This is a genomic window from Cellulomonas palmilytica, assembly GCF_021590045.1.
GTDB lineage: Bacteria > Actinomycetota > Actinomycetes > Actinomycetales > Cellulomonadaceae > Cellulomonas > Cellulomonas palmilytica.
On sequence record NZ_CP062221.1, the window covers coordinates 376,001 to 396,608 of the forward strand.

Here is a 20,608-nt window from a genome sequence, read left to right on the forward strand (position 1 = left end):
TCGGGCGGGTGAGTGACGTCTTCTCGCAGGGGTGCCACCGCGTGCGCCTGGACTGGGGGCCGGTCGGCGCCGCGACGGCGGGTGCGGACGTGGTCGTCGTCGTGGACGTCCTCAGCTTCTCGACCGCGGTGACTGTCGCCGTCGGGCGCGGCACGCGCGTGATCCCGAGCCCCTGGTCCGACGAGCGTGCGCGCGCGCTCGCGGCGGAGCACGACGCGACGCTCGCGGTCGGGCGGCTCGAGGCGGCGAGGGACGGCACGGTCGTCGCGCCGTCGCTGTCGCCCGCCGGGCTGCTCGTCGGGCCGCCCGTCCCGCGGCTTGTGCTGCCGTCGCCGAACGGGTCGAGCATCGCCGCCGCGGTGACGGGCGCGGTCGTCGTCGGGTGCCTGCGCAACGCCCGCGCGGTCGCGTCGCACGTGGCGCGGGCGCTCGCGGACGGCCGCAGCGTCGCGGTGGTCGCGGCGGGCGAGCGGTGGCGTGCCGACGGCTCGCTGCGCCCGTGCCTGGAGGACCACCTCGGAGCGGGTGCGGTCCTCGCGCACTTGCGCGCCGCAGGGCACGGGGACCGGTTCAGCCCCGAGGCGACCGCCGCGGCCACGCTGTTCGACGCGTCGCGCGCGGACCTGCGCCGGCAGCTGCGCGAGTGCGTGAGCGGTCGCGAGCTCACCGAGGCCGGGTTCGAGGACGACGTGGACGTCGCCGCCGAGCTCGACGCCTCCACGACCGTCCCGGTGCTCGTCGGCGGCGCGTTCACCGACCCGCCCGCCTGAGGAAAAGGTGCCCGCGCGGGCGACCGGCGGGTGCTAGAACATCGGACCATGCCTCTCGCCCTCGTCACCGGCGCCGCGCGCGCGAACAGCATCGCCGCCGGCATCGTCCCCCGCCTGCGCTCGGACGGGTGGACGGTCGTGACGAGCGACCTCGCCGACGCCGACTACCCGTGCGACCTGTCGACCCCCACGGGTCCCGACGAGCTCGTCGCGTCGGTCACGCGCGACCACGGGCCCCTCACCGCGCTCGTCCTCAGCCACGCGCACGACGCGAACACGGGCATCCTCGACACCACCGCGGAGAGCTTCGACACCCACGTCGCGGTCAACGCGCGCGCGAGCCTGCTGCTCATCGCGGCGTTCGCCCGGCAGGCACCGGCCGACGGCGGCGTCGTCGTCGCGCTCACCAGCGACCACACCACCGGCAACCTGCCGTACGGGGCGTCGAAGGGCGCGCTCGACCGCATCGTCATCTCCGCGGCCCGCGAGCTCGGGCCCCGCGGCATATCCGCGAACGTCGTGAACCCCGGCCCGGTCGACACCGGCTGGATGGACGACGAGACGCGCGCGACCCTCACCGCCGCGCACCCGCTCGGACGCCTGGGCACGCCCACCGACATCGCGGCGGTCGTCGCGTTCCTCGTCTCTCCGGAGGGCCGCTGGGTCTCCGGCCAGCTCCTGCAGACCGACGGCGCGTTCTCGGCCCGGTTCTAGAGATGCCCACGCTGTTCCTCATGGTCGGGCTGCCGGGCACCGGCAAGACCACCGAGGCACGGCGCCTCGAGGTCGAGCACGGTGCGCTGCGGCTCACGAAGGACGAGTGGGTCAAGGCGCTGTACGGCGACGAGAACCCGCGCGACGCGACGGCCGTCATCGAGGGGCGGCTGGTCGAGATCGGGTTGCGCACGCTCGGGCTGGGCGTCGACGTGGTGCTCGACTTCGGTCTGTGGAGCCGCGACGAGCGGACCGCCCTGCGGCGCGCGGCTCGGGACGCGGGGGCCGCCGTGCGGCTGCGGTACCTCGACGTCGACCCGGCCGAGCAGCGTCGTCGGATCGACCGGCGGCACGCCGACGAGGCGCACACCACGTGGGTGATGTCCGACGACGAGCTCGCGGCGTGGGCCGCCGCGTTCGAGGCCCCGACGCCGGGCGAGATCGACGACACCGAGCCGCTCGACGACCCGCCCGCCGGCTTCGCCACCTGGGACGACTGGCGCGCGCACCGCTGGCCGCCCGCCGTGGGCTGAGACCGCCACGGTCCCGGCGGACGCGGCGCGCACGCACACGCCGCGGCAGTCGCGGGAGCGCGGCGACGTATCAGCCGCGCACGCGGGCCCTCATGGGTCCGTACCGCCGGTCCGCGGCCCACCCAGTGGCACCGAGCTCCGACGACCGGGGGCACCGCGCCCCGTCAGACCACCAAGGAGCACGGAATGCCCACCATCAGCACCCCCACCCTGACGCTCACCGACGTCGGACCCGGCGTCGTCGTCCAGGTGCGGTACACCGCGACGTTCAGCCGGTTCGACCGCCAGCTCGCCGGGCTCGGCAAGACCTGGCACTCGCACGTCACCATCCACGACTTCGACGGCGGCGGAGAGCTCGGCGACGTGATCCTCGACTTCGGCGCGCCGGACGACCGCGAACGCTTCGCGGTGACGGTCGGGAACTCGGACCAGGCGTTCACGAAGACCGAGCAGGTCACCGTCATCAACCAGGGGATCTTCGCGGTCGACGCGGACGGCGTGAACGAGCTCAAGGCGCAGGTCCGGCTCCACTCGCCGCAGACCGTCGAGGAGTTCACGGAGGGCGTGGTCTCCGTCCAGCAGAACTTCGTCCTGTAGGTCGCGCCGTGTGCCAGCACCGGGACGACAACGCCGCGCCCACGTTCACGTGGACGCTCAGCACGACGAACGTCAACGGGACGGTCGTGCGGTTCCACGACCCCGGCGGGGCGGTCGGGCTCGTGCTGCTGTTCGACGGTGGCGGCGGCGGGAGCGTGTGGTTCACGTTCATGGAGGACCGGCTGATCCTCGAGTCGCTCGTCGCCGCGGGGTACGCGGTCGCGGCGCTGCCGAGCGCCGCGACGAGCGGGAACTACGACCTGACGGACGTCGCCGGGAACCAGGATCTGCTGAACGTCGACCAGACGATCGCCGACCTGGGGTTCACGGGTGGGGCGGTGTACTACGTCGGCTTCTCGTCGGGCGGCGCGTTCGCGTCGCTCGCGACGACGCACACGCCCGCTCGGGCGATGGCACTGCTCAACGCCCGGGGTCGGGCGTCGACGTTCACGAGCGCCGCGCCCCCGCCGACGCTGTGGGTCGTCGGGCGCCACGACCAGCGGGTGCCGCCGGACGACCCGGGGCTGATCGCCAACTGGGCGGCGATCTCCGCGAGCGGCGTCGACTGGGAGTACCACGTCAACGAGCCCGCGGGCATGCTGCCGGAGGCGTTCGAGCGCATCGCCGACCCGACGTCCGGCGTGAGCCCGGCCGACTCGGCGGACGCGGTCGCGCAGCTCGCGGCGGGCGGTCAGCTCGACGCGTGCGACGTGCCCGTCGGGCGGGGCAGCGCGATCGACTGGACCGTCGTCACACCGGGTCCGTCGTTCACCGCGCCGTTCCTCACGGAGGCGAAGCGGCAGGTCGACGAGTTGTTCGGGGCGCACACGGTGACGAGTGACTTCCGGGAGCAGATCGTCGACTTCTTCGACGCCCACCCGTGAGCGTGCCCGGGGGTCAGATCAGCTCGACGCGGTCCGCCTGGGGGCCGCGGTCGCTCTGGCGCACCTGGTAGCGCACGCGGTCGCCCTCCTGCAGCACGTCGTCGCCGCGGACCACGGACACGTGCACGAACAGGTCGTCGCCGCCCGCGTCCGGCCGGATGAACCCGAAGCCACGGTCGGCGTCGTAGCGGGCGACGACGCCCTGGCCGCCGCGCGCGGGCGCTCCCGAGCCGCGGTGCGCGTCGGACCGGCCGCGGCCGCCAGCACGCGGCGCGGGGCGGCGGGGGCGGCCGCCGACGAGCTCGACGTCGCGCGCCTGCAGCCCGCGGTCGCCCTCGACGACGTCGAACGCGATCCGGTCGCCCTCGGCGAGCTCGCGCACGCCGCCGAGCAGGGAGCTGGCGTGGACGAACACGTCGCCGCCCGAGTCGGCCGTCGCGAAGCCGAAGCCCTTGTCCGCGTCGTACCAGCTCACGGTGCCGTTCGCGCCGTCGTCCTCCCCGCCGGTCGACGACGAGCCGAGCGGCAGCAGGTGGTCCGCCTGCGGGCCGCGCTCGCCGGGCACGACGAGGAACGCGACGCGCTGCCCCTCGTGGATCACGCCGCCGCCGACGATCGCCGAGGAGTGCACGAAGATCTCCGCGCCGCCGTCGTCGGGCGTCAGGAAGCCGTAGCCCTTCGCGGGCTCGTACCAGGACACCGTGCCGAGCCGCCCGAGCGCGGCGTCCGAGGCGACGTCGCCCGTGACGCGCACGCGCCGCGCCTGCGGACCGCGGTCACCCTCGCCGACCTCGAACTCGACCTCCTGCCCCTCGCGGAGCGCGCGCTCGTCGCCAAGGACCTCCGAGGCGTGGACGAACAGGTCCGGCTCGTCGTCCCCGAGGGCCAGGAAGCCGAAGCCTCGCTCGGTGTCGAACCATCGGACGGTTCCCTGGGGCACGGCGTTCTCCTCGTCGGAAGGTGGGGTTGCTGCCTCCAGTGTCCCCCGCGGCGAGCAGCGCGCGAGCCACGGGGTGCACGCCGGTGGCCTGGCTAGGGTGGCGGTCGTGGCGATGACGGCACGGCAGGTGGCGGAGCGGATGGGTGCGGCCGTGGGGGCGCAGCCCCGGCCGAGCACGGTCGACGGGTTCCTCGCGGGAGACCCGGACGCGCCGGTGCGCGGTGTCGCGGTGACGATGATGGCGACGTTCGACGTGCTGCAGCGCGCTGCCGCCCGCAGCCTCGACCTCGTCGTGTCGCACGAGCCGCTGTACTTCGACCACCAGGGCGCGTCCGACGACGAGCTCGCCGCCGAGCGCGATCCGGTGCACGCCGCGAAGGCCGCGTTCGTCGCCGAGCACGGCCTGCGTGTGCTGCGCGCGCACGACGCGTGGCACGACCGCCGCCCGGACGGGATCCTCACCGGCACGGCCCGCGCGCTGGGCTGGCTCGACGCGGCCCGACCGGACGACCCGGCGGTGTTCGACCTGCCGACGACGACGCTCGGGGACCTCGCCGCGCACGTCGCGCGGTCGCTGGGTGCCCGGGCCCTGCGGTACGTCGGCGACCCCGGGACGCGCGTGTCGGTCGTCGGGCTGCAGCCCGGGTTCGTCGGGTTCACGCGCAACCGGCACCTGCTCGCGCGGCCGGACGTGGACGCGCTCGTCATCGGCGAGGGGCACGAGTGGGAGACCGGCGAGTACGCCGCGGACGCGGTGACCGCCGGGGTGTGCGCGGGCGTGGTCGTCGTCGGGCACGTGCCGTCCGAGCAGGAGGGCATGGCCGAGGCCGCGCGCTGGCTGACCGACCTGCTGCCCGAGCTGCCCGTCGAGCTCGTCGCCACCGAGGACCCGTTCCGGACCGTCAGCGCGTAGGACCGTCGGCCGGTCCGTACCGGGCGGTCAGGTCGCCGTCGACCAGGCGCCAGCAGAAGTCGTTCATGCGCGCCGCGGCCGGCGCGTGCCGCGCAAGGATGTCCGCCACCTCGGGCGGCACGTCGGCGGGGATGTCGCCGTCCGCGCAGCGGCGCACGTACGCGTTGCGCTCCACCGGTCCGCCGGAGTCCGGGAGCGGGACGCCGCACACCGTCGTGACCAGCCAGTTCACCAGGCGCATCGAGGCGTAGTCCGCGTCGTGGTCGCGGTTGGCGACGACGAACGCGCGCTCCTCGTCGGACAGCTCGAACGCCGACGACGTGGCGAGGCCGAAGTCGACGAGGTACGCACGCTCGTCGTCGGCGCGCAGGTTGCCGAGGTGCGCGTCCAGGTGCAGCAGGTCGAGGTCGCGCAGCGCGTCGACGATCCCGAACAGGTGCCGCTCGAGCGTCGCCGGCTCGCCCAGGGGTCCGTCGAGCCGGTCGGCCAGCGCGTGCGGGACGTGCTCGGTGAACATCACGAGGCTGCGCGTCGCCCGCGCGAGCTCCTCGAACCGCGTCCGGACCCCCGGCGCGCCGCCGAACTGCGCGACGACCGCCTCGACGTCACGGTGCTCGTCGGCGGCCGGCGGGCGGCCCGGCAGCACCCGCCAGTGGTGCAGCAGCGCGAACGCCTCGGTGCGGTCGTCGAGCACGGCCCGCGTGACCGTCTCGTTCGCCGCGAGCTCGCGCCACGCGCTGAAGCCCGGCCCTGCCAGCGGGTACATGCCGTACTGGCAGGCCAGGGGCACGTCGAACAGGTTCGCGGTGCTGCGCGGGTGGGCGAGCTCACGGTCCGTGATCGCGATGCGCTTGACGAACACGCGCCCGCCCGCGACGTCCAGCACCGACGAGCCGCCGCCCACGCTCACCGCGTCCGGCGCCGCGTCGAGCACCGCCAGCAGCTCGTCGTCGTCCCGCGCGTCGAGCCACGCGGAGACCGTCTCGTGGCGGGCGCGACGGTCGGGGAGCATCGACCCATCCTGCCTCCGGGTAGGCCGACCAGGTGGTTCGCGTGCGCCTTCGTGGACATCTGTCCGATTTGCCCTAATCTCGGCCAGGTGGACCCCATCCTCACGCCGCCGCAGCACGCGCCGCACCCGCCGACGCTCGACGAGCTCCTGCACCGCGCCGACGCCGCCGCGCGCGCGGGCGACTGGACCGCCGCCGCACGCGCGTGGCTCGAGGCCGGCAGCCGGCACGGCGCCGACGTGAGCACCGCGCTCGAGCACGCCGCGGTGCACCTCGACGGACGCACCGAGGCCGGGGACGCCGCGGCGGCCGGGGTGCTCGCGCTCATGCTCGCCGAGTTCATCGGCGACCTGTCCGCCGCGGCGGACTACGCGCGCGTCGCCGCGGAGGGCGGCGACCCGCTCGGGCAGCGGATCTGGGGCTTCCTGCTGTCGGAGGGTCACGGCGTCGAGCACGACGAGGAGGCGGGCGCGGCGTGGACGCGACGAGCCGCCGACCAGGGCGACGCGATCGCCCTGCTCAACCTCGTGTCCTTCGTGCCCGAGCGGGACGGCGACATGCTGCTCGCGCTCGCCGCCGCGATGGGCGTCGAGCGCGCGGGCGCGCGGCTCGGCGACCGGCTCGCCGAGCGGGACGACGATGAGGACGCGCTGCGCTGGTACGTGTGGGCGGCCGAGCGCGGGCACACCGGCGCGATGCGCGCCGCCGCCGACTGGTGCCGCGACGGGATCGGCACGCGCCCCGACCCGGCGGCCGCCGTGCGCTGGTACCTGACGCTCCTTGCCCACGGCGACGGGGACGGCGTGCACGAGGCGATGCAGGTGGTCCGGGAGCACGACCTGACGGACGCGGAGGTCCGGGCGGCCGCAGCGGCCGCGGGCCGCCCGTCGGCGGCGGACTCGCTGCTCTCGGTCGTCCGCCGCGCCGGCTGACGCCTGTCGACACCGGCCTACGGGCCCGCCGGGCAGGACTGCCACCGGTGTTACTATCGTCGCTGTTAATATCTTTGATGATAGTGGAGCCGGGATGACAGGGTTCGTCGGGCGCAGCCGGGAGCTGGCCGACCTTCACGCACAGCTGACGGTGGTCGAGTCCGGCACCCGCGACGCGCGCGGCGTCGCGATCCTCCTGCGCGGACGGCGCCGGGTCGGCAAGAGCCGGCTCGCGGAGGAGCTCGTCGCGCGCGAGGGCGTCCCTCACGTGACGTTCCAGGCCGCCCGGCACGCACCCGTCCAGGAGGAGCTCGACGCATTCGCGCGTGCGATCGCGACCTCCGACCTCCCCGACGCGGCGATCGCCGCCGAGACCAGCCCGACGACGCTCACCGCCGCTCTCACCCTGCTCGCCGCCGCGCTCCCCGACGACCGACGTTCCGTCGTCGTGCTCGACGAGGTCCCGTGGCTGCTCGAGGCCTTCCCCGGAGGTGCGGGCGAGCTGCAGCGCACGTGGGACCAGGCGCTGTCCCGCAAGCCCGTGCTGCTCCTGCTGCTCGGGTCCGACCTCGCGATGATGGAGCACCTCGCCCAGGCCGATCAGCCGTTCCACGGGCGCGCCACCGAGATGGTGCTGCACGCCCTGTCCCCCCGCGACGTCGCCCGGATGACCGGGCTCACCGGCGTGGACGCGTTCGACGCGCACCTCATCACCGGCGGACAGCCGCTCATCGCCCAGGAGTGGCAGCCGCAGGAACCGCCCTCGCAGTTCCTCGCGCGGTCCTTCGGGACGTCGTTGTCCGCGCTCGTCGCCTCCGGCACCCGCGTGCTCGACTCCGAGTTCCCCGAGGGCGACCTCACGCGACGCGTGCTCACCACCATCGGCGACGGCGAGCGGACCTTCACCAAGATCCAGCACGCGACCGGCCTGCAACCGACCTCGCTCCACCGCGTCCTGAAGACGCTGCTCGCCAAGCGGGTCGTCGCGGTCGACTCGCCCCTGTCCACCGCGCGCTCGCGCGAGACCCGGTACCGCGTCGCCGACCCCGCGCTGCGGTTCTGGCTCCCGTTCGTCGAGCCCGCGCTGCACGAGGTCGACCGGGCCCGCCCCGACCTGGCCGTCGCGCGCGTCGAGCGGTCGTACTCGGCATGGCGGGGGCGTGCCGTCGAGCCGCTCGTGCGCGACGCCGTGTCCCGCCTGCTGCTGGACACCGAGTGGGCGCACGTCACCGACGTCGGCTCCTGGTGGCCGCGCACCAACAGCCCCGAGCTCGACCTCGTCGGTGCACGCGGGCGCCCCGCCGACGAGATCGCGTTGGTCGGGACCGTGAAGTGGCGCACGACGCGTCCCGTCGACCGTGGCGACGTCGCCACGCTCACCGCCGGCGCGCTGGCGGTCCCGGGCGTCGACGCCACCACCCCGCTCGTCGCGGTGTGCCCGGCGGGCGCCGAGGCGGGCCTGGGCCTCGCCGCCGTCTGGGACGCCGACGACCTCCTGACTGCCTGGCCGTGACCGGTCGGACCGGGCCGGACAGTCCTCGTCGTGAACCCCGCCACAGGGGCGGGACCCGCGCCGGTAGGGTGCGGGCACCCGACGACGGGAGGAAGACGTGCTGGTGCTGCAGCCACCGGTCGTGCGGCCGTTCTGCACGCTCGAGGTCGAGCTCGCGCCGGTCCTGGACCTCGGCGGCGGCCGGACGGGGCAGCGGCGCGTCGTGCCGATCCGCGGCGGCCGGGTGACCGGGCGGATCAGCGGGACGATCCTCGACGTCGGAGCGGACTGGCAGACGATCGGCCCCGACGGCGTCGCGGAGCTGGACGCGCGGTACGCGTTCCGCACCGACGACGGCGCGCTCGTCGAGATCGTCAACACCGGCACGCGGCACGGCCCGCCGGACGTCATGGCGCGCCTCGCGGCGGGCGAGCCGACACCGCCCGAGCAGTACTCGATGCGCTCGGTCGCGCGGCTCGAGAGCGGCCACCCGGACTACCGGTGGCTGAACCGGATGGTGTTCGTCGGCACGGGTGCGCGCCACGGCAGCACCGTGCAGGTCGACCTGTACAGCGTGGAGTGAGGACGGCAGTGACGGGACCGCGGGTACTGATCTGCGGCGGCGGCATCGGCGGGCTCGCCGTGGGGCTGACGCTGCACCAGCTGGGCGTGCCGTTCACGGTGCTCGAGGGCGCGCGCGAGCTCGCACCGCTGGGTGTCGGGATCAACCTGCAGCCCAACGCGGTGCGTGAGCTCGGCGACCTGGGCATCGGCACGGGCATGCTCGACGCGATCGGCGTGGGCGTGCGCGAGTGGGCGCTCGTCGGGCGCAACGGCCATGACATCTACAGCGAGCCGCGCGGTCTGCTCGCCGGCTACCGGTGGCCGCAGTACGCGGTGCACCGCGGCCGGCTGCAGCTCCTGCTGGCCGACACGCTGCGCGAGCGGGCGGGCGACGACGCGATCCGGCTCGGGCACCGCGTCACGGGCTACGAGAAGAACGCGGACGGGACGGTCGCCGCGGTCGGGCGGCGCGCGGACGGGGCACCGTTCCGGGAGGACGGGACGCTGCTCGTCGGCGCCGACGGCATCCACTCGGCCGTGCGCGCGCAGATGCACCCCGACCAGCCGCCGATCCACTGGGGCGGCACGATCATGTGGCGGGGCACGTCCCAGGCGCCGCCGATCCGCACGGGCTCGTCGTTCGTCGGGCTGGGTTCCGCCCAGCATCGCGTGGTGCTCTACCCGATCTCCCCCGCGGACCCCGCGACGGGGCTGGCGACCGTCAACTGGATCGCCGAGCTGCGGGTCGACGCGTCGCACGACTGGCAGTCCACCGGCTGGTTCCGGGCCGTGGACGTCGCGGAGTTCGCGCACCACTTCGACGACTGGCGCTACGACTGGCTCGACGTGCCGGACCTGCTGCGCCGCGCCGAGGTCGCGTACGAGAACCCGATGATCGACCGCGACCCGGTCCCCACGTGGCAGGACGGGCCCGTGCTGCTCGTCGGCGACGCCGCGCACGCGATGTACCCGACGGGGTCCAACGGGGCGAGCCAGGCGATCATGGACGCCCGCCTGCTCGGCGCCGCGATGCTGCGCCACGGCGTCGGCGTCGAGGCGCTCGCCGCGTTCGACGCCCAGCTGTGCGGGCCCGTCTCCGAGCTCGTGCTGCGCAACCGCGGCGACGGCCCGTTCGGGCTCCTCGACCTCGTCGACCAGCGGTGCGGCGGGCAGTTCGACGACATCGACGACGTGGTCCCGGAGGCGGAGCGCACCGCGTTCATGGCCGGCTACAAGGCCGCCGCGGGCTTCGCGATCGACCAGCTCAACACGGCCCCGCCGACGATCGCCCCGGGATCCCGCGCGGCGGTCACGGCCTGACGCGGCACCGTGAGGGCGACGTCGTCGGTGGTCGCTGCCATGCTCGAGCGATGGAGCTGCGGTTCGACGGCGAGGTGATCTGGTGGCGCGGGCCGGCGCCGTTCCACTTCGTCGCGCTGCCCGACGAGCCGGCCGCGCGGCTGCGGGAGGTCGCGTCGCGCGTGACCTACGGATGGGGCTGCATCCCGGCGACGGTGACGCTCGGGGGGACGACGTTCACGACGTCGATCTTCCCGAAGGACGGCGGCTTCCTGGTGCCGGTGAAGACCGCCGCGCGGCGGGCCGAGGGGGTCGAGCTGGGTGACGACGTGTCGCTCGTCGTCGTGGTGGAGGACCCGGACGCGCCGCCGCCGGCGCCCGTCGAAGAGGCCCCGGCGGCCGCCCGACGACGCCCGGTGCACGACCCGGCGGACGACGACGACTACTTCGACCCCGCGGCCGGGTGACGCCGCCCTGCGACCAAGGACCTATACCCCCCGGGGTATGATGGGGTCATGTCCCCCACCCTCACCGCGCCCCGGCGCATCGTCGTCGTCGGCGGGGTCGCCGGCGGCATGAGCGCGGCGGCCCGCGCGCGCCGCCTCGACGAGTCCGCCTCGATCGTCGTGCTCGAGCAGTCCGACTACGTGTCGTTCGCCAACTGCGGCCTGCCGTACCACCTGTCCGGCGAGATCGTCAGCCGCGACGCCCTGCTGCTGCACACCCCCGAGTCGCTGCGGGCCGCTCTCGCGCTCGACGTCCGCACGGGCAGCCGCGTGACCGCGATCGACCGCGCCGCGCGCACCGTGACGGTCGAGACCGCCGACGGCACGTACGACCTGCCCTACGACGCCCTCCTGCTCGCCCCGGGCGCAGTAGCGGTCCGCCCGCCCGTCGAGGGCCTCGACCACCCCGCTGTGCACCAGCTGCGCACCGTCCCGGACCTCGACGCGCTCACCGCACGCGTCGCCGCACTGCCCGCCGACGGGCCGCGCCGCGCGGTCGTCGTCGGGGCGGGGTTCATCGGGCTCGAGGCCGTCGAGGCGCTCGTCGCGCGCGGCCTGGACGTCGCGCTCGTCGAGCTCGCGGACCACGTGCTGCCCCCGCTGGACGCCGAGCTCGCACCCCTCCTGGCGGACGAGCTCGCCGCGCACGGCGTCGCGCTGCACCTGGGCGTGTCCGCTCGCGCCGTGACGGCGGACGACGACGGCGCCGCGCTCGTCACGCTCTCCGACGGCACGCGCCTGCCCGCGGACGTCGTCGTCGTCAACGTCGGAGTCCGCCCCGCGAGCGACCTGGCGCGTGACGCCGGGCTGGAGCTGGGTGCGCGCGGGGCGATCCGCGTCGACGCCGACCAGCGCACGTCCGACCCGCACGTCTGGGCGGTGGGCGACGCGGTCGAGGTGGTCCACGCGGTCACCGGCGACACCGGCCCCGTGCCGCTGGCCGGCCCCGCGAACCGCCAGGGCCGCCGCGCGGCCGACTCGATGTGCGGCCACCGCACCACGCCGCAGGCCGCCGTGCTGGGCACCGCGATCGTGCGCGTGTTCGGCCTCACGGCCGCCGTGACGGGCGCGAGCCAGGCGACGCTGCAGAGGGCCGGGATCGCGCACGAGGTGGTCCGCATCCACCCGGGCCACCACGCCGGCTACTTCCCGGGCGCCGAGCAGGTCCACCTGGTCGCGAGCTTCGCGCCCGACGGGCGGCTGCTCGGTGCGCAGGCCGTCGGGCGCGCGGGCGTCGACAAGCGCATCGACGTCCTGGCCACCGCGCTGCGCGCGGGCATGACCGCCGACGACCTGGCCGAGCTCGAGCTCGCGTACGCCCCGCCGTACGGCGCCGCGAAGGACCCGGTGAACATGCTCGGCTTCGTCGCGCAGAACGTCCTCGACGGCACCGTGCCGCAGTGGCACCCCGCCGAGCTCGACGAGGTCCGCGCCACCAGCCTGGTGCTCGACGTGCGATCGCGCGCCGAGTTCGCGCGCGGCCACCTCCCCGACGCGCTCCACGTCCCGCACACCGAGCTGCGCGGCCGTCTCGACGAGGTGCGCGACGCCGCCGCGGGCCGTCCCGTCGCGGTGCACTGCCAGAGCGGCGTCCGCTCGAACATCGCGACGCGCGTCCTGCTGCAGTCCGGCTTCGACGCCCGCAACCTCTCCGGCGGCTGGCTCAGCCTGACGAGCGCCCGCCCGGACCTCACCCGCGAGCGAACCGCGTCCTGACCCGCGTCCCGGGGCGCGGAGCGGTGCAGGTCAGGTGTGCCTGTCCAACGTGGCAGGCCCCCGCGCCGCGGGCGTACACCTGGAGCATGCGCACCGTGCTCGGGCGCCTGGCCGCCCATCCCGTCGTCCTCGCCACGCTCGTTGTCGGGCTCGTCGGTGGCGTGCTCGAGGTCGCCGGGCTGAGCGGTGCCGCGCGGCTCGTGGTGTCCGCGTTCGCGCTCGTCGTCGCAGGGCTGCAGGCGCGGGAGATGGTCGCGGACCTGCGCGCGGGCCGGTACGGCGTGGACCTGCTCGCCGTCACCGCGATCGTCTCGACGGTGGCGGTCGGCGAGTACTGGGCCGCGCTCGTCGTCTGTCTCATGCTCAGCGGAGGCGAGGCGCTCGAGGAGTACGCCGCGGGCCGCGCGCGGCGAGAGCTCACGGGGCTGCTGCAGAACGCGCCCCGCACGGCGCACCGCAAGGACGCTGACGGCACGGTCACGCAGGTGGACGTCGACGACGTCCACGTCGGCGACCTGCTCGTCGTGCGGCCGTTCGAGGTCGTCCCCGTGGACGGCGTGCTGGAGTCCGACCGCGCGACGCTCGACGAGTCGTCGCTCACCGGCGAGTCCCTGCCGGTCGACCACGTGCGCGGTGACGTGCTGCTCTCGGGTGCGGTCAACGGCGCCGAGGCGCTCGACCTGCGCGCCGCCGCGCTGGCGGCGGACTCGCAGTACCAGCGCATCGTCGCGCTCGTGCGCGAGGCGCAGGACTCCAAGGCGCCGTTCGTCCGGCTCGCGGACCGCGTGGCGGTGCCGTTCACGCTCGGCGCGCTGGGGCTCGCGGTCGCGGCGTGGCTGGTGTCCGGCGACCCGGCGCGCATCGCCGAGGTGCTCGTCGTCGCGACGCCGTGCCCGCTGATCATCGCGGCACCCGTCGCGTTCCTGGGCGGCATGTCGCGCGCGGCGCGCGCGGGCGTGATCGTGAAGTCCAGCGGGACGCTCGAGCAGCTCGCACGCGCCCGCACGGCGGCGTTCGACAAGACCGGGACGCTCACGTTCGGGCAGCCGCGCGTGACCGACGTGCACGCGGACGGGGTCGCGCCCGACGACCTGCTGCTGCTCGCCGCGGCGGTCGAGCAGTACTCGAGCCACCCGCTCGCGCAGGCCGTGGTCGCCCGTGCCCGGGCCACGGGACGGCCGGTCCCGGCCGCGGACGACGTCGCGGAGGTGCCCGCGCACGGCGTGCAGGGGACGGTCGAGGGGCGCGTGGTCGTCGTCGGGAGCGCGCGGTTCGTCGCGCGGGAGACGGGGACCACGCCGCGCGAGCCGGGCACGGGGACGGGCGTGCACGTGGCCGTGGACGGCCGCCCGGCCGGTCATCTGACCCTGGCCGACGAGCTGCGGCCCGAGGCGGCGCGCACGCTCGCCGTGCTGCATCGCGCGGGCGTGCGGACCACGATGGTGCTGACCGGTGACAGCGAGCCGGTCGCGCGCCGGATCGCCGCCGAGGCGGGCGTCGACGACGTGCGGGCCGCGCTGCTCCCCCAGGACAAGGTCGAGGCGATCCGCACGGCCCCGCGGCGGCCCGTGCTCATGGTCGGCGACGGCGTGAACGACGCCCCGGTGCTCGCCGCCGCGGACGTCGGCATCGCGATGGGTGCGCGCGGCTCGAGCGCCGCGTCGGAGTCCGCGGACGTCGTCGTGATGGTCGACGACCTGTCCCGCGTCGCGCGCGCGGTGCTGGTGGGTCAGCGCACGCTGCGGGTCGCGTGGCAGTCGATCGGGATCGGCCTGGTGATGTCGGTCGCTCTCATGCTCGTGGCGGCGGCCGGCGGTCTGCCCGCACTGGCGGGGGCGTGGCTGCAGGAGCTCGTGGACCTCGCGACGATCCTGTGGGCGCTGCTCGCGGTCCGGCCGAGCCGGGCGGAGCGGACCGCCGTCATGGGTGCGGGGACGCCGCCCGTGCCGCCGCGCGAGGACGTGCGCGTTCGCTCAGGGGTGTGACGCGCCCGCTCGTCGTCGCCACGTCCGTCCCGCGACGCCCACCAGCAGGACGACCACGCCCGTCACCACGGCCGCCGGCGGCAGCGTCACGACGAGCACGGCGCACCCGACCGCACCCACCACCTGCAGCGCGCGCGGGAAGCGCCGGTGCTCGCGCGGCTGCGTCCACGCGGCCAGGTTCGCGACGAGGTAGTACAGCAGCACGCCGAACGACGAGAACCCGATCGCACCGCGCAGGTCCACGCCGAGCACGAGAGCGCACACGACGACCGCGAGCGCGACCTCCGCGTGGTGCGGCACCCGGTACCGCGGGTGCACGGCGGCGAGCCAGCGCGGCAGGTCGCCCTCGCGCGCCATCGCGAGGCTCGTGCGGCCCACGCCCGCGAGCAGCGCGAGCAGCGCCCCGAGCGACGCGGCGGCGCCGGCGACGCGCACGACCGGCGTCGTCCACGCCCACCCGCTCGACCGGGCGGCGTCGGCCAGCGGCGCCGACGAGGCCGCGGTCCCCTCGGCCCCGAGCGTCGCCAGCAGCGTCACCGCGACGGCCATGTACACGACGAGCGTGACCGCGAGCGCGAGCTGGATGGCGCGCGGGATCGTGCGGGCAGGGTCGCGCACCTCCTCGCCGAGCGTCGCGACGCGCGCGTAGCCCGCGAACGCGAAGAACAGCAGCCCGGCCGACTGCACGGTCCCGTACCAGCCGCCCGTCGCTCCGTCCCACGGGTCCACGCGGGACCACTGCGCGTCGCCGCCGACGAGCGTCGCGACCACCACCGCGCCGAGTGCGACGAGCACGACGGCGACGATCACGCGCGCGAGCCGTGCGGTGCGCGTGACCCCGCGGTAGCTCACGGCCGCGAGCGCCAGCACCGCCGCCGCGGCGACGGGCCGCTGCGCCCCGGGCGCGACGTACGCGGCGAACGTCAGCGCCATCGCCGCGCACGACGCGGTCTTCCCGACGACGAACCCCCACCCGGCGAGGAACCCCCACCACGGGCCGAGGCGCTCGCGCCCGTAGACGTACGTCCCGCCGGACGTCGGGTACTGCGCCGCGAGCTGCGCGGACGCGGTCGCGTTGGCGTACGCCACCACGGCCGCGACGACGAGCCCGACGAGGAGCGCCGAGCCCGCGGCCCGCGCCGCCGGTGCGAACGCCGCGAACACGCCCGCCCCGATCATCGACCCGAGCCCGACGACCACCGCGTCACCGGTGCCCAGCCGTCGGGCGAGCGCGGGCTGCTCGCCGCTCACGTCGCCCACCTCACGCGCGCGACCGGGTCCATGCGCCCATCATGCCGACGCGCCGCGGGGCGGACGCCCTATCCCGGCTGCCCGACGAGGCCCGCGTCCTCCAGGACCGCGCGGATCGTCGCGCGCGCGTGGTCCGCGAGCGGCACGTACCGCGTGCGGTAGTACGGCAGCTGGAGCAGCGCCTGCCGCAACGCCCAGCCGCGGCCGCGCAGCCACGTCGCATCGTCGTCGCCGAGCGCGGCGCGGAACGCGGCACGCGAGGGCGCGTCCAGGAAGTTCCACGCGAGGCCGATGTCGCCCGACGGGTCGGCCAGCCCGCGTCCCAGCCCGACGTCCTGCGCCGCGCGCGCGAGCAGCACCGACTTCGACGGGCTGCGCACCGCTTTCCCGAACCGCTCGAGCAGCAGGAGCACGCTCGCCAGCACCGCCCCGCCCGTCGCGAGCAGCGGCGTGAGCGCGAGCAGCGGGACGCCCACCGCGGTGAGCCCGTACCCGGCGATCGTCGTCGGCCAGTACCGGCCCGACCGGTCCGCGCGCGCACCGAACGGCAGCCGCAGCACGAGCGCGACCGCCTCACCGAGCCCCGTGACCAGGCCCGCGACGACCATCGGCACGCCCAGCGACGCGAGCAGCGGCCCGGTCACGGACCGCGCACCCTCGTAGACCATGTCCGCGGCCAGCGAGACGACGCCGAGACCCAGCACCACGCGCCAGGCCGCGGAGCGCCGGGCCCCTGCCGCATCGGTCGACACACCAGGACCGTAGACCGCGGCACCCCGAGCGGTCGGCTACCCCCGCGGGCCGTACATGATCACCGCGACGCCGAGCAGGCAGATCGCCGCACCGACCACGTCCCAGCGGTCCGGCTGGAACTTGTCGACGAGGACGCCCCACGCGAGCGACCCGGCGACGAAGATCCCGCCGTACGCCGCGAGGATCCGCCCGAAGTGCGCGTCCGGCTGCAGCGTCGCGACGAACCCGTACAGCCCCAGCGCGACCACGCCCGCCCCGACCCACATGACCCCGCGGTGCTCGCGCACGCCCTGCCAGACCAGCCACGCACCGCCGATCTCGGCGAGCGCGGCGACGGCGAACAGCAGCAGGGAACGCAGCACGGTCATGCGCGCCAGTGTGCAGGCCGTCGCGCGCCCCAGGCGCATGGACGGCCCGATCTCGTCGCGGCTACCGGGTCCGCGCGGCGTGGGCCGTGGACGCCTCGACGACGACCGGGGCGGTCGGGTCGGTGGTGTCGACGACGAGCGTGGCGCGCTCCCACGGGCTGGCGTGCGCGAAGTAGAGCCGCTGCGCGCCGTCGTACCGCGCGAGCAGCTGGTCCGCGAGCGCCTCGTCGAGCCGGCCCCGCGCACGCATCCGTCGGTCCGCCTCGTCGCGCCGCACGTCGAGGAACACGGAGACGTCCCAGAACCGGGCGAGCTCGTCGCGCAGCAGGAACGTCCCCTCGACGACGACGAGCGCGTCGTCGGGCGCCTGCTCGACCTGCGCGCTGTCGCCGGTGCGACGGAACGCGCCCGCGCCGCCGCGGGACAGGGGCTCGAGCGCTCCCGAGACGAGGGTGTCGTAGTCGTACGTGTCGAGCCAGAAGCCCTCGGGGGACAGCCGCCCGCGCGCGTGGCGCACGTGCGGCGGGTGGAAGAAGTCGTCGACGTGCAGCACGACGACGGGCCGCGGGTGGGCCCGCGCGGCGAGCGCGTCGGCGAACGTGCTCTTCCCGCTCGCCCCCCGCCCGTCCACCGCGATCAACGTCCGCCCGCCCCCCCGCCGCAGCGGCCTGCGCGGTGTCGAGCACGAGATCGAGCACCGAGCCGAGCACCGAGCCGAGCACGGCATTCGTCGTCCCACCGTCGTCCGTCGCCACGCCCCCACCCGTACCACCCCTCCCGCCGAGTGCGCACGTTCGTGCGCCGGTGCGCACGTCGAGCGTGCGCACTCGGCGTGGAACGTGCGCGGTCGGGGAGGAGGGTGTCCGGGTCAGCGGGGCTTCGGGAGCCAGAGGGTGGCCGTCTGGGCGCGGAAGTCGCCCGTCGTCGTCAGGACGTGGCCCGTCTCGCTGAGGTCGACGACCGCGACGTCCTCGGCGGTCGGCGTGCCGAGCCTGACGAGGCGGCCGTGCTTCCAGACGAACGGCTGCGCCACCTCGTCGTCGCCGATCACGCCCGCGACCTGCCCCCGGTCGTTGACGGCGGTCGCGGTGCTCCACCCGTCGCCGTCGTCGATCGCGGTGAGCACACCGGAGCGCCACACGAAGCCCGTGCCGGGCCGGCCGCGCTCGGCCGCGCTCGTCCCGACGACCACGTCGGACTCGTTCAGCGCCGCCGCCTCGGTCCACGTCGCCCCCGGCAGCGCCCCGATCCGCACGATCTGACCGCGCCGCCACAACGCCGCCTCACGGGCCCGGGCCTCGTTCCAGACGACGCCGGCGACGTGGCCGCGGTCGTTGAGGTCCACCCCCCGCAGCACGTCCCCCCGGGCGTCCCGCAGCTCGGTGAACCGGCCGCGCGACCACAGGTAGACCAGGTCGGTGTCGTCGTCGAACTCGCCGCGCCCGAGCACCACTCCCTTGTCGTTGAGGTCGACCAGGCTCGACACCCCGAACGCGCCCGGGAACGGCGGCGGCGGCAGGTCCACGCGCGTGCCCGCGGTCCACACGAACGGGTTCTCGCGCGTCGTCGCCGTCTCGTCGACCACGCCGCCGACCTGCCCGCGCGCGTTCACCGCGAGCGCCGACCCCCCGTCGACGACGACCGCCGTCCGCCCGCGGGACCACACGAAGCCGTCGCTCGACTCGCCCGGCGCGGGTTGCACCCACCCGCTGACCGCGGCCCCGTTCGAGACGTCCGTCGCGGAGCCCTGCTGCGCGTCCGGCGTCAGGTCCGTCATGACGCCGTCGTCCCACAGGAACGCGTGCCACCGCCCGTCCGCGACCTGCGAGCGTCCGACGACCTGCCCGCGGTCGCTGACCGCGGTCGGCACGGTGCTCTCGCCCCCGAGCGTGCCGAGCTCGACGGGCGTCCACGCCTGCGGCGCGGGTCGCGGCGGAGCCGGGCGTTCCGGCGCCGGTCGGGCGGGGCCCGGACGGTCCGGGAGCGCTGACGCGGGCGTGGGGGTCACCGCGAGGGCGACGGCGAGCAGTCCCGCCCCGAAGGCAGGGCGAAGTCGAGCGGTCATGTGGCATCCCCCTGAGGACCTTCAGCGTCGCACCGTGCGGCGCCCGGTCCGTCCGTTTCTACGGGCGACGGTCCGGCACGACAAGGGGGCCCCGGGGTGAGACTCACGTTCACCCACGCGTCGCGGAGGTCGCCGGAGCCGCGGCTCGAGCATGGTCAGGTGCTGGTGCGGCTCGCGGCCACGTCGGTGAACCTCTCCGATCGGGAGGGTCTGCGCGGCTCGCCGGGGTCAGCCGGTGACACCGAGCCCGGCGAGGGCCGCGGACAGGTTGGTCCGGGCGGTGCCGACGTACCAGGTGGCGAACTCGGCGTCGTAGCTGCGCGGCGTGGCCTCGACGATCCAGATCAGGCTCCACAGCACCCGGTACAGGCCGAGCCGCGCGACGGCACCCGGTGACGTCACGTCCAGCGGCGCGCCGGCCTGCTCGGCGTAGCCCGCGAGCAGACCCGCCGGCAGCAGGTCGCGGCCGGACTGGTCCGCGCCGAGCAGGTCGAGCAGCGGGTCTCCCCACAGCCCACGCTCGGGGTCGATCACGCCGACGAGCTCGCCCGTGCCGGGGTCGACGAACAGGTTCCCCGGCCACAGGTCGTGGTGCACGAGCACCGGCGTGGTCACCTGCGCCAGCGCGTCCTGGTGCGCGGCCACAGCCGCCAGGACCTGCCGGACCGGCACGTCGACGTCCCACCGCTCGGCGTCGCGCAGCAGCGCCTCGACCATCCGGCCGAACGCCTGGGGCCACGTGTCGCCGACGAGCCCCGACGCGTCGACCAGGTAGCCGAACCTCGGTCCCGTGACGCCGTGGAACCGCGCCATCAGCGCCCCCAGCTCGCGCTGGGCCCGAGCGGCCCGCGGGTCGTCGACCACCGACCCGAAGCCCGCCCGGTCCCACGGGACGCCGGGAAGCCAGGAGGCCACTGCCACGTCACCGGCGAACGCGCTCCGGGAGAAGTCGGTGGCGAGGAGCCTCGGCATCAGCAGGTCGGGCCGATCCGTGCCGAGCCCGTACACCAGGGCCTCCGCCCGCACGAGGTCGGCCTCGTAGGTGAGCAGCCGCGACTCGTCCGCCGGGGCCGTCTTCACCACCACGGCCCGCCCGTCCGCGAGCTCGGCCCGGTAGGTCGTCGCGAAGAAGCCGCCCGTCAGGCGGGTCGCGCCCACGAGCTCGCCGACCTCGGCGAGGACGGTCCGCAGCCGGCGCAGGGTGTCGTCGTCGACGGCGTCCGCCTCAGGGTTCACGCGGCGAAGGTACTCCGCAGCGCGCGGGCGACACGCCGCTCTCGTCGCGCACCCCGAGCGACGCGGCCGAGCGAGCGCAC

The 20,608-nt window shown here is 75.5% G+C and carries 21 protein-coding genes; 13 read left to right on the forward strand and 8 right to left on the reverse strand.

The features are described 5' to 3' along the window. Positions 1 to 8 precede the first annotated feature (8 nt). The 5 genes from F1D97_RS01865 (at position 9) to F1D97_RS01885 (ending at position 3,498) form a co-directional block, all read left to right on the forward strand. Entirely contained in the window at positions 9 to 770 is a 762-nt protein-coding gene (locus F1D97_RS01865) for a 2-phosphosulfolactate phosphatase (RefSeq protein WP_236122049.1), read from the forward strand. Positions 771 to 818: 48 nt separating this feature from the next. After that, positions 819 to 1,484, forward strand: a complete 666-nt coding sequence (locus tag F1D97_RS01870) for an SDR family oxidoreductase (protein ID WP_236122050.1) — start codon at positions 819 to 821, stop codon at positions 1,482 to 1,484. A 2-nt stretch (positions 1,485 to 1,486) separates the two neighbouring features. Continuing rightward, on the forward strand, positions 1,487 to 2,017 hold the full coding sequence (locus F1D97_RS01875; protein ID WP_236122051.1) for an AAA family ATPase: 531 nt from the start codon (positions 1,487 to 1,489) through the stop codon (positions 2,015 to 2,017). 186 nt (positions 2,018 to 2,203) lie between these two features. Then, positions 2,204 to 2,614, forward strand: coding sequence for a hypothetical protein (locus tag F1D97_RS01880; RefSeq protein WP_236122052.1), 411 nt, complete (start codon positions 2,204 to 2,206; stop codon positions 2,612 to 2,614). Positions 2,615 to 2,622: 8 nt separating this feature from the next. After that, positions 2,623 to 3,498, forward strand: a complete 876-nt coding sequence (locus tag F1D97_RS01885) for a dienelactone hydrolase family protein (RefSeq protein WP_236122053.1) — start codon at positions 2,623 to 2,625, stop codon at positions 3,496 to 3,498. Positions 3,499 to 3,511: 13 nt separating this feature from the next. Here the strand turns inward: F1D97_RS01885 and F1D97_RS17440 are convergent, their stop codons facing one another. Beyond that, positions 3,512 to 4,438, reverse strand: coding sequence for a cold-shock protein (locus tag F1D97_RS17440; RefSeq protein ID WP_396022550.1), 927 nt, complete (start codon positions 4,436 to 4,438; stop codon positions 3,512 to 3,514). A gap of 112 nt (positions 4,439 to 4,550) precedes the next feature. Between F1D97_RS17440 and F1D97_RS01905 the strand changes: the two genes are divergently transcribed. Then, a complete protein-coding gene (locus F1D97_RS01905; RefSeq protein ID WP_236122054.1) occupies positions 4,551 to 5,351 on the forward strand; it encodes a Nif3-like dinuclear metal center hexameric protein in 801 nt (266 codons plus the stop codon). On the opposite strand, the gene F1D97_RS01910 is transcribed toward F1D97_RS01905, so the two are convergent. Further along, a complete protein-coding gene (locus F1D97_RS01910; protein WP_236122055.1) occupies positions 5,341 to 6,363 on the reverse strand; it encodes a serine/threonine protein phosphatase in 1,023 nt (340 codons plus the stop codon). The genes F1D97_RS01905 and F1D97_RS01910 overlap by 11 nt on opposite strands. A gap of 87 nt (positions 6,364 to 6,450) precedes the next feature. Here F1D97_RS01910 and F1D97_RS01915 point away from each other — a divergent pair, with 87 nt between their 5' ends. The 7 genes from F1D97_RS01915 to F1D97_RS01945 all read left to right on the forward strand — a co-directional run bounded on the left by F1D97_RS01915 (position 6,451) and on the right by F1D97_RS01945 (position 14,855). Next, the gene (locus F1D97_RS01915; RefSeq protein ID WP_236122056.1) at positions 6,451 to 7,293 is read left to right on the forward strand and encodes a tetratricopeptide repeat protein; all 843 of its coding nucleotides are present in this window, start codon (positions 6,451 to 6,453) and stop codon (positions 7,291 to 7,293) included. A 94-nt stretch (positions 7,294 to 7,387) separates the two neighbouring features. Next, on the forward strand, positions 7,388 to 8,806 hold the full coding sequence (locus tag F1D97_RS01920) for an ATP-binding protein (protein WP_236122057.1): 1,419 nt from the start codon (positions 7,388 to 7,390) through the stop codon (positions 8,804 to 8,806). A gap of 97 nt (positions 8,807 to 8,903) precedes the next feature. Then, the gene (locus F1D97_RS01925; protein WP_236122058.1) at positions 8,904 to 9,368 is read left to right on the forward strand and encodes a DUF3237 domain-containing protein; all 465 of its coding nucleotides are present in this window, start codon (positions 8,904 to 8,906) and stop codon (positions 9,366 to 9,368) included. An 8-nt stretch (positions 9,369 to 9,376) separates the two neighbouring features. Beyond that, positions 9,377 to 10,669 (forward strand): flavin-dependent oxidoreductase, encoded by a 1,293-nt coding sequence (locus F1D97_RS01930; RefSeq protein WP_236122059.1) that lies wholly within the window; start codon positions 9,377 to 9,379, stop codon positions 10,667 to 10,669. A gap of 50 nt (positions 10,670 to 10,719) precedes the next feature. Continuing rightward, complete coding sequence (locus F1D97_RS01935) at positions 10,720 to 11,115, forward strand: DUF1905 domain-containing protein (RefSeq protein ID WP_317618926.1); 396 nt, start codon at positions 10,720 to 10,722, stop codon at positions 11,113 to 11,115. Positions 11,116 to 11,163: 48 nt separating this feature from the next. Further along, positions 11,164 to 12,870 carry an FAD-dependent oxidoreductase gene (locus tag F1D97_RS01940; RefSeq protein ID WP_236122060.1) on the forward strand — a complete coding sequence of 569 codons (1,707 nt, stop codon included), beginning with the start codon at positions 11,164 to 11,166 and terminating at the stop codon, positions 12,868 to 12,870. A gap of 86 nt (positions 12,871 to 12,956) precedes the next feature. Next, positions 12,957 to 14,855 carry a heavy metal translocating P-type ATPase gene (locus F1D97_RS01945; RefSeq protein ID WP_236122061.1) on the forward strand — a complete coding sequence of 633 codons (1,899 nt, stop codon included), beginning with the start codon at positions 12,957 to 12,959 and terminating at the stop codon, positions 14,853 to 14,855. On the opposite strand, the gene F1D97_RS01950 is transcribed toward F1D97_RS01945, so the two are convergent. From F1D97_RS01950 to F1D97_RS01975, 6 genes are all read right to left on the reverse strand, one after another. Then, positions 14,844 to 16,034, reverse strand: a complete 1,191-nt coding sequence (locus F1D97_RS01950; protein WP_236123453.1) for an APC family permease — start codon at positions 16,032 to 16,034, stop codon at positions 14,844 to 14,846. The genes F1D97_RS01945 and F1D97_RS01950 overlap by 12 nt on opposite strands. Before the next feature lie 140 nt (positions 16,035 to 16,174). Continuing rightward, on the reverse strand, positions 16,175 to 16,858 hold the full coding sequence (locus F1D97_RS01955; RefSeq protein WP_236122062.1) for an MFS transporter: 684 nt from the start codon (positions 16,856 to 16,858) through the stop codon (positions 16,175 to 16,177). Positions 16,859 to 16,894: 36 nt separating this feature from the next. Then, positions 16,895 to 17,227, reverse strand: a complete 333-nt coding sequence (locus tag F1D97_RS01960) for a YnfA family protein (RefSeq protein WP_236122063.1) — start codon at positions 17,225 to 17,227, stop codon at positions 16,895 to 16,897. 61 nt (positions 17,228 to 17,288) lie between these two features. Further along, a complete protein-coding gene (locus F1D97_RS01965) occupies positions 17,289 to 17,858 on the reverse strand; it encodes a nucleoside/nucleotide kinase family protein (protein ID WP_236122064.1) in 570 nt (189 codons plus the stop codon). 237 nt (positions 17,859 to 18,095) lie between these two features. After that, positions 18,096 to 19,292, reverse strand: a complete 1,197-nt coding sequence (locus F1D97_RS01970) for a hypothetical protein (protein WP_236122065.1) — start codon at positions 19,290 to 19,292, stop codon at positions 18,096 to 18,098. Between the two features lie 228 nt (positions 19,293 to 19,520). Further along, positions 19,521 to 20,528: a phosphotransferase family protein gene (locus F1D97_RS01975; protein ID WP_236122066.1), complete on the reverse strand. Its 1,008-nt coding sequence runs from the start codon at positions 20,526 to 20,528 to the stop codon at positions 19,521 to 19,523. Positions 20,529 to 20,608: the final 80 nt, after the last annotated feature.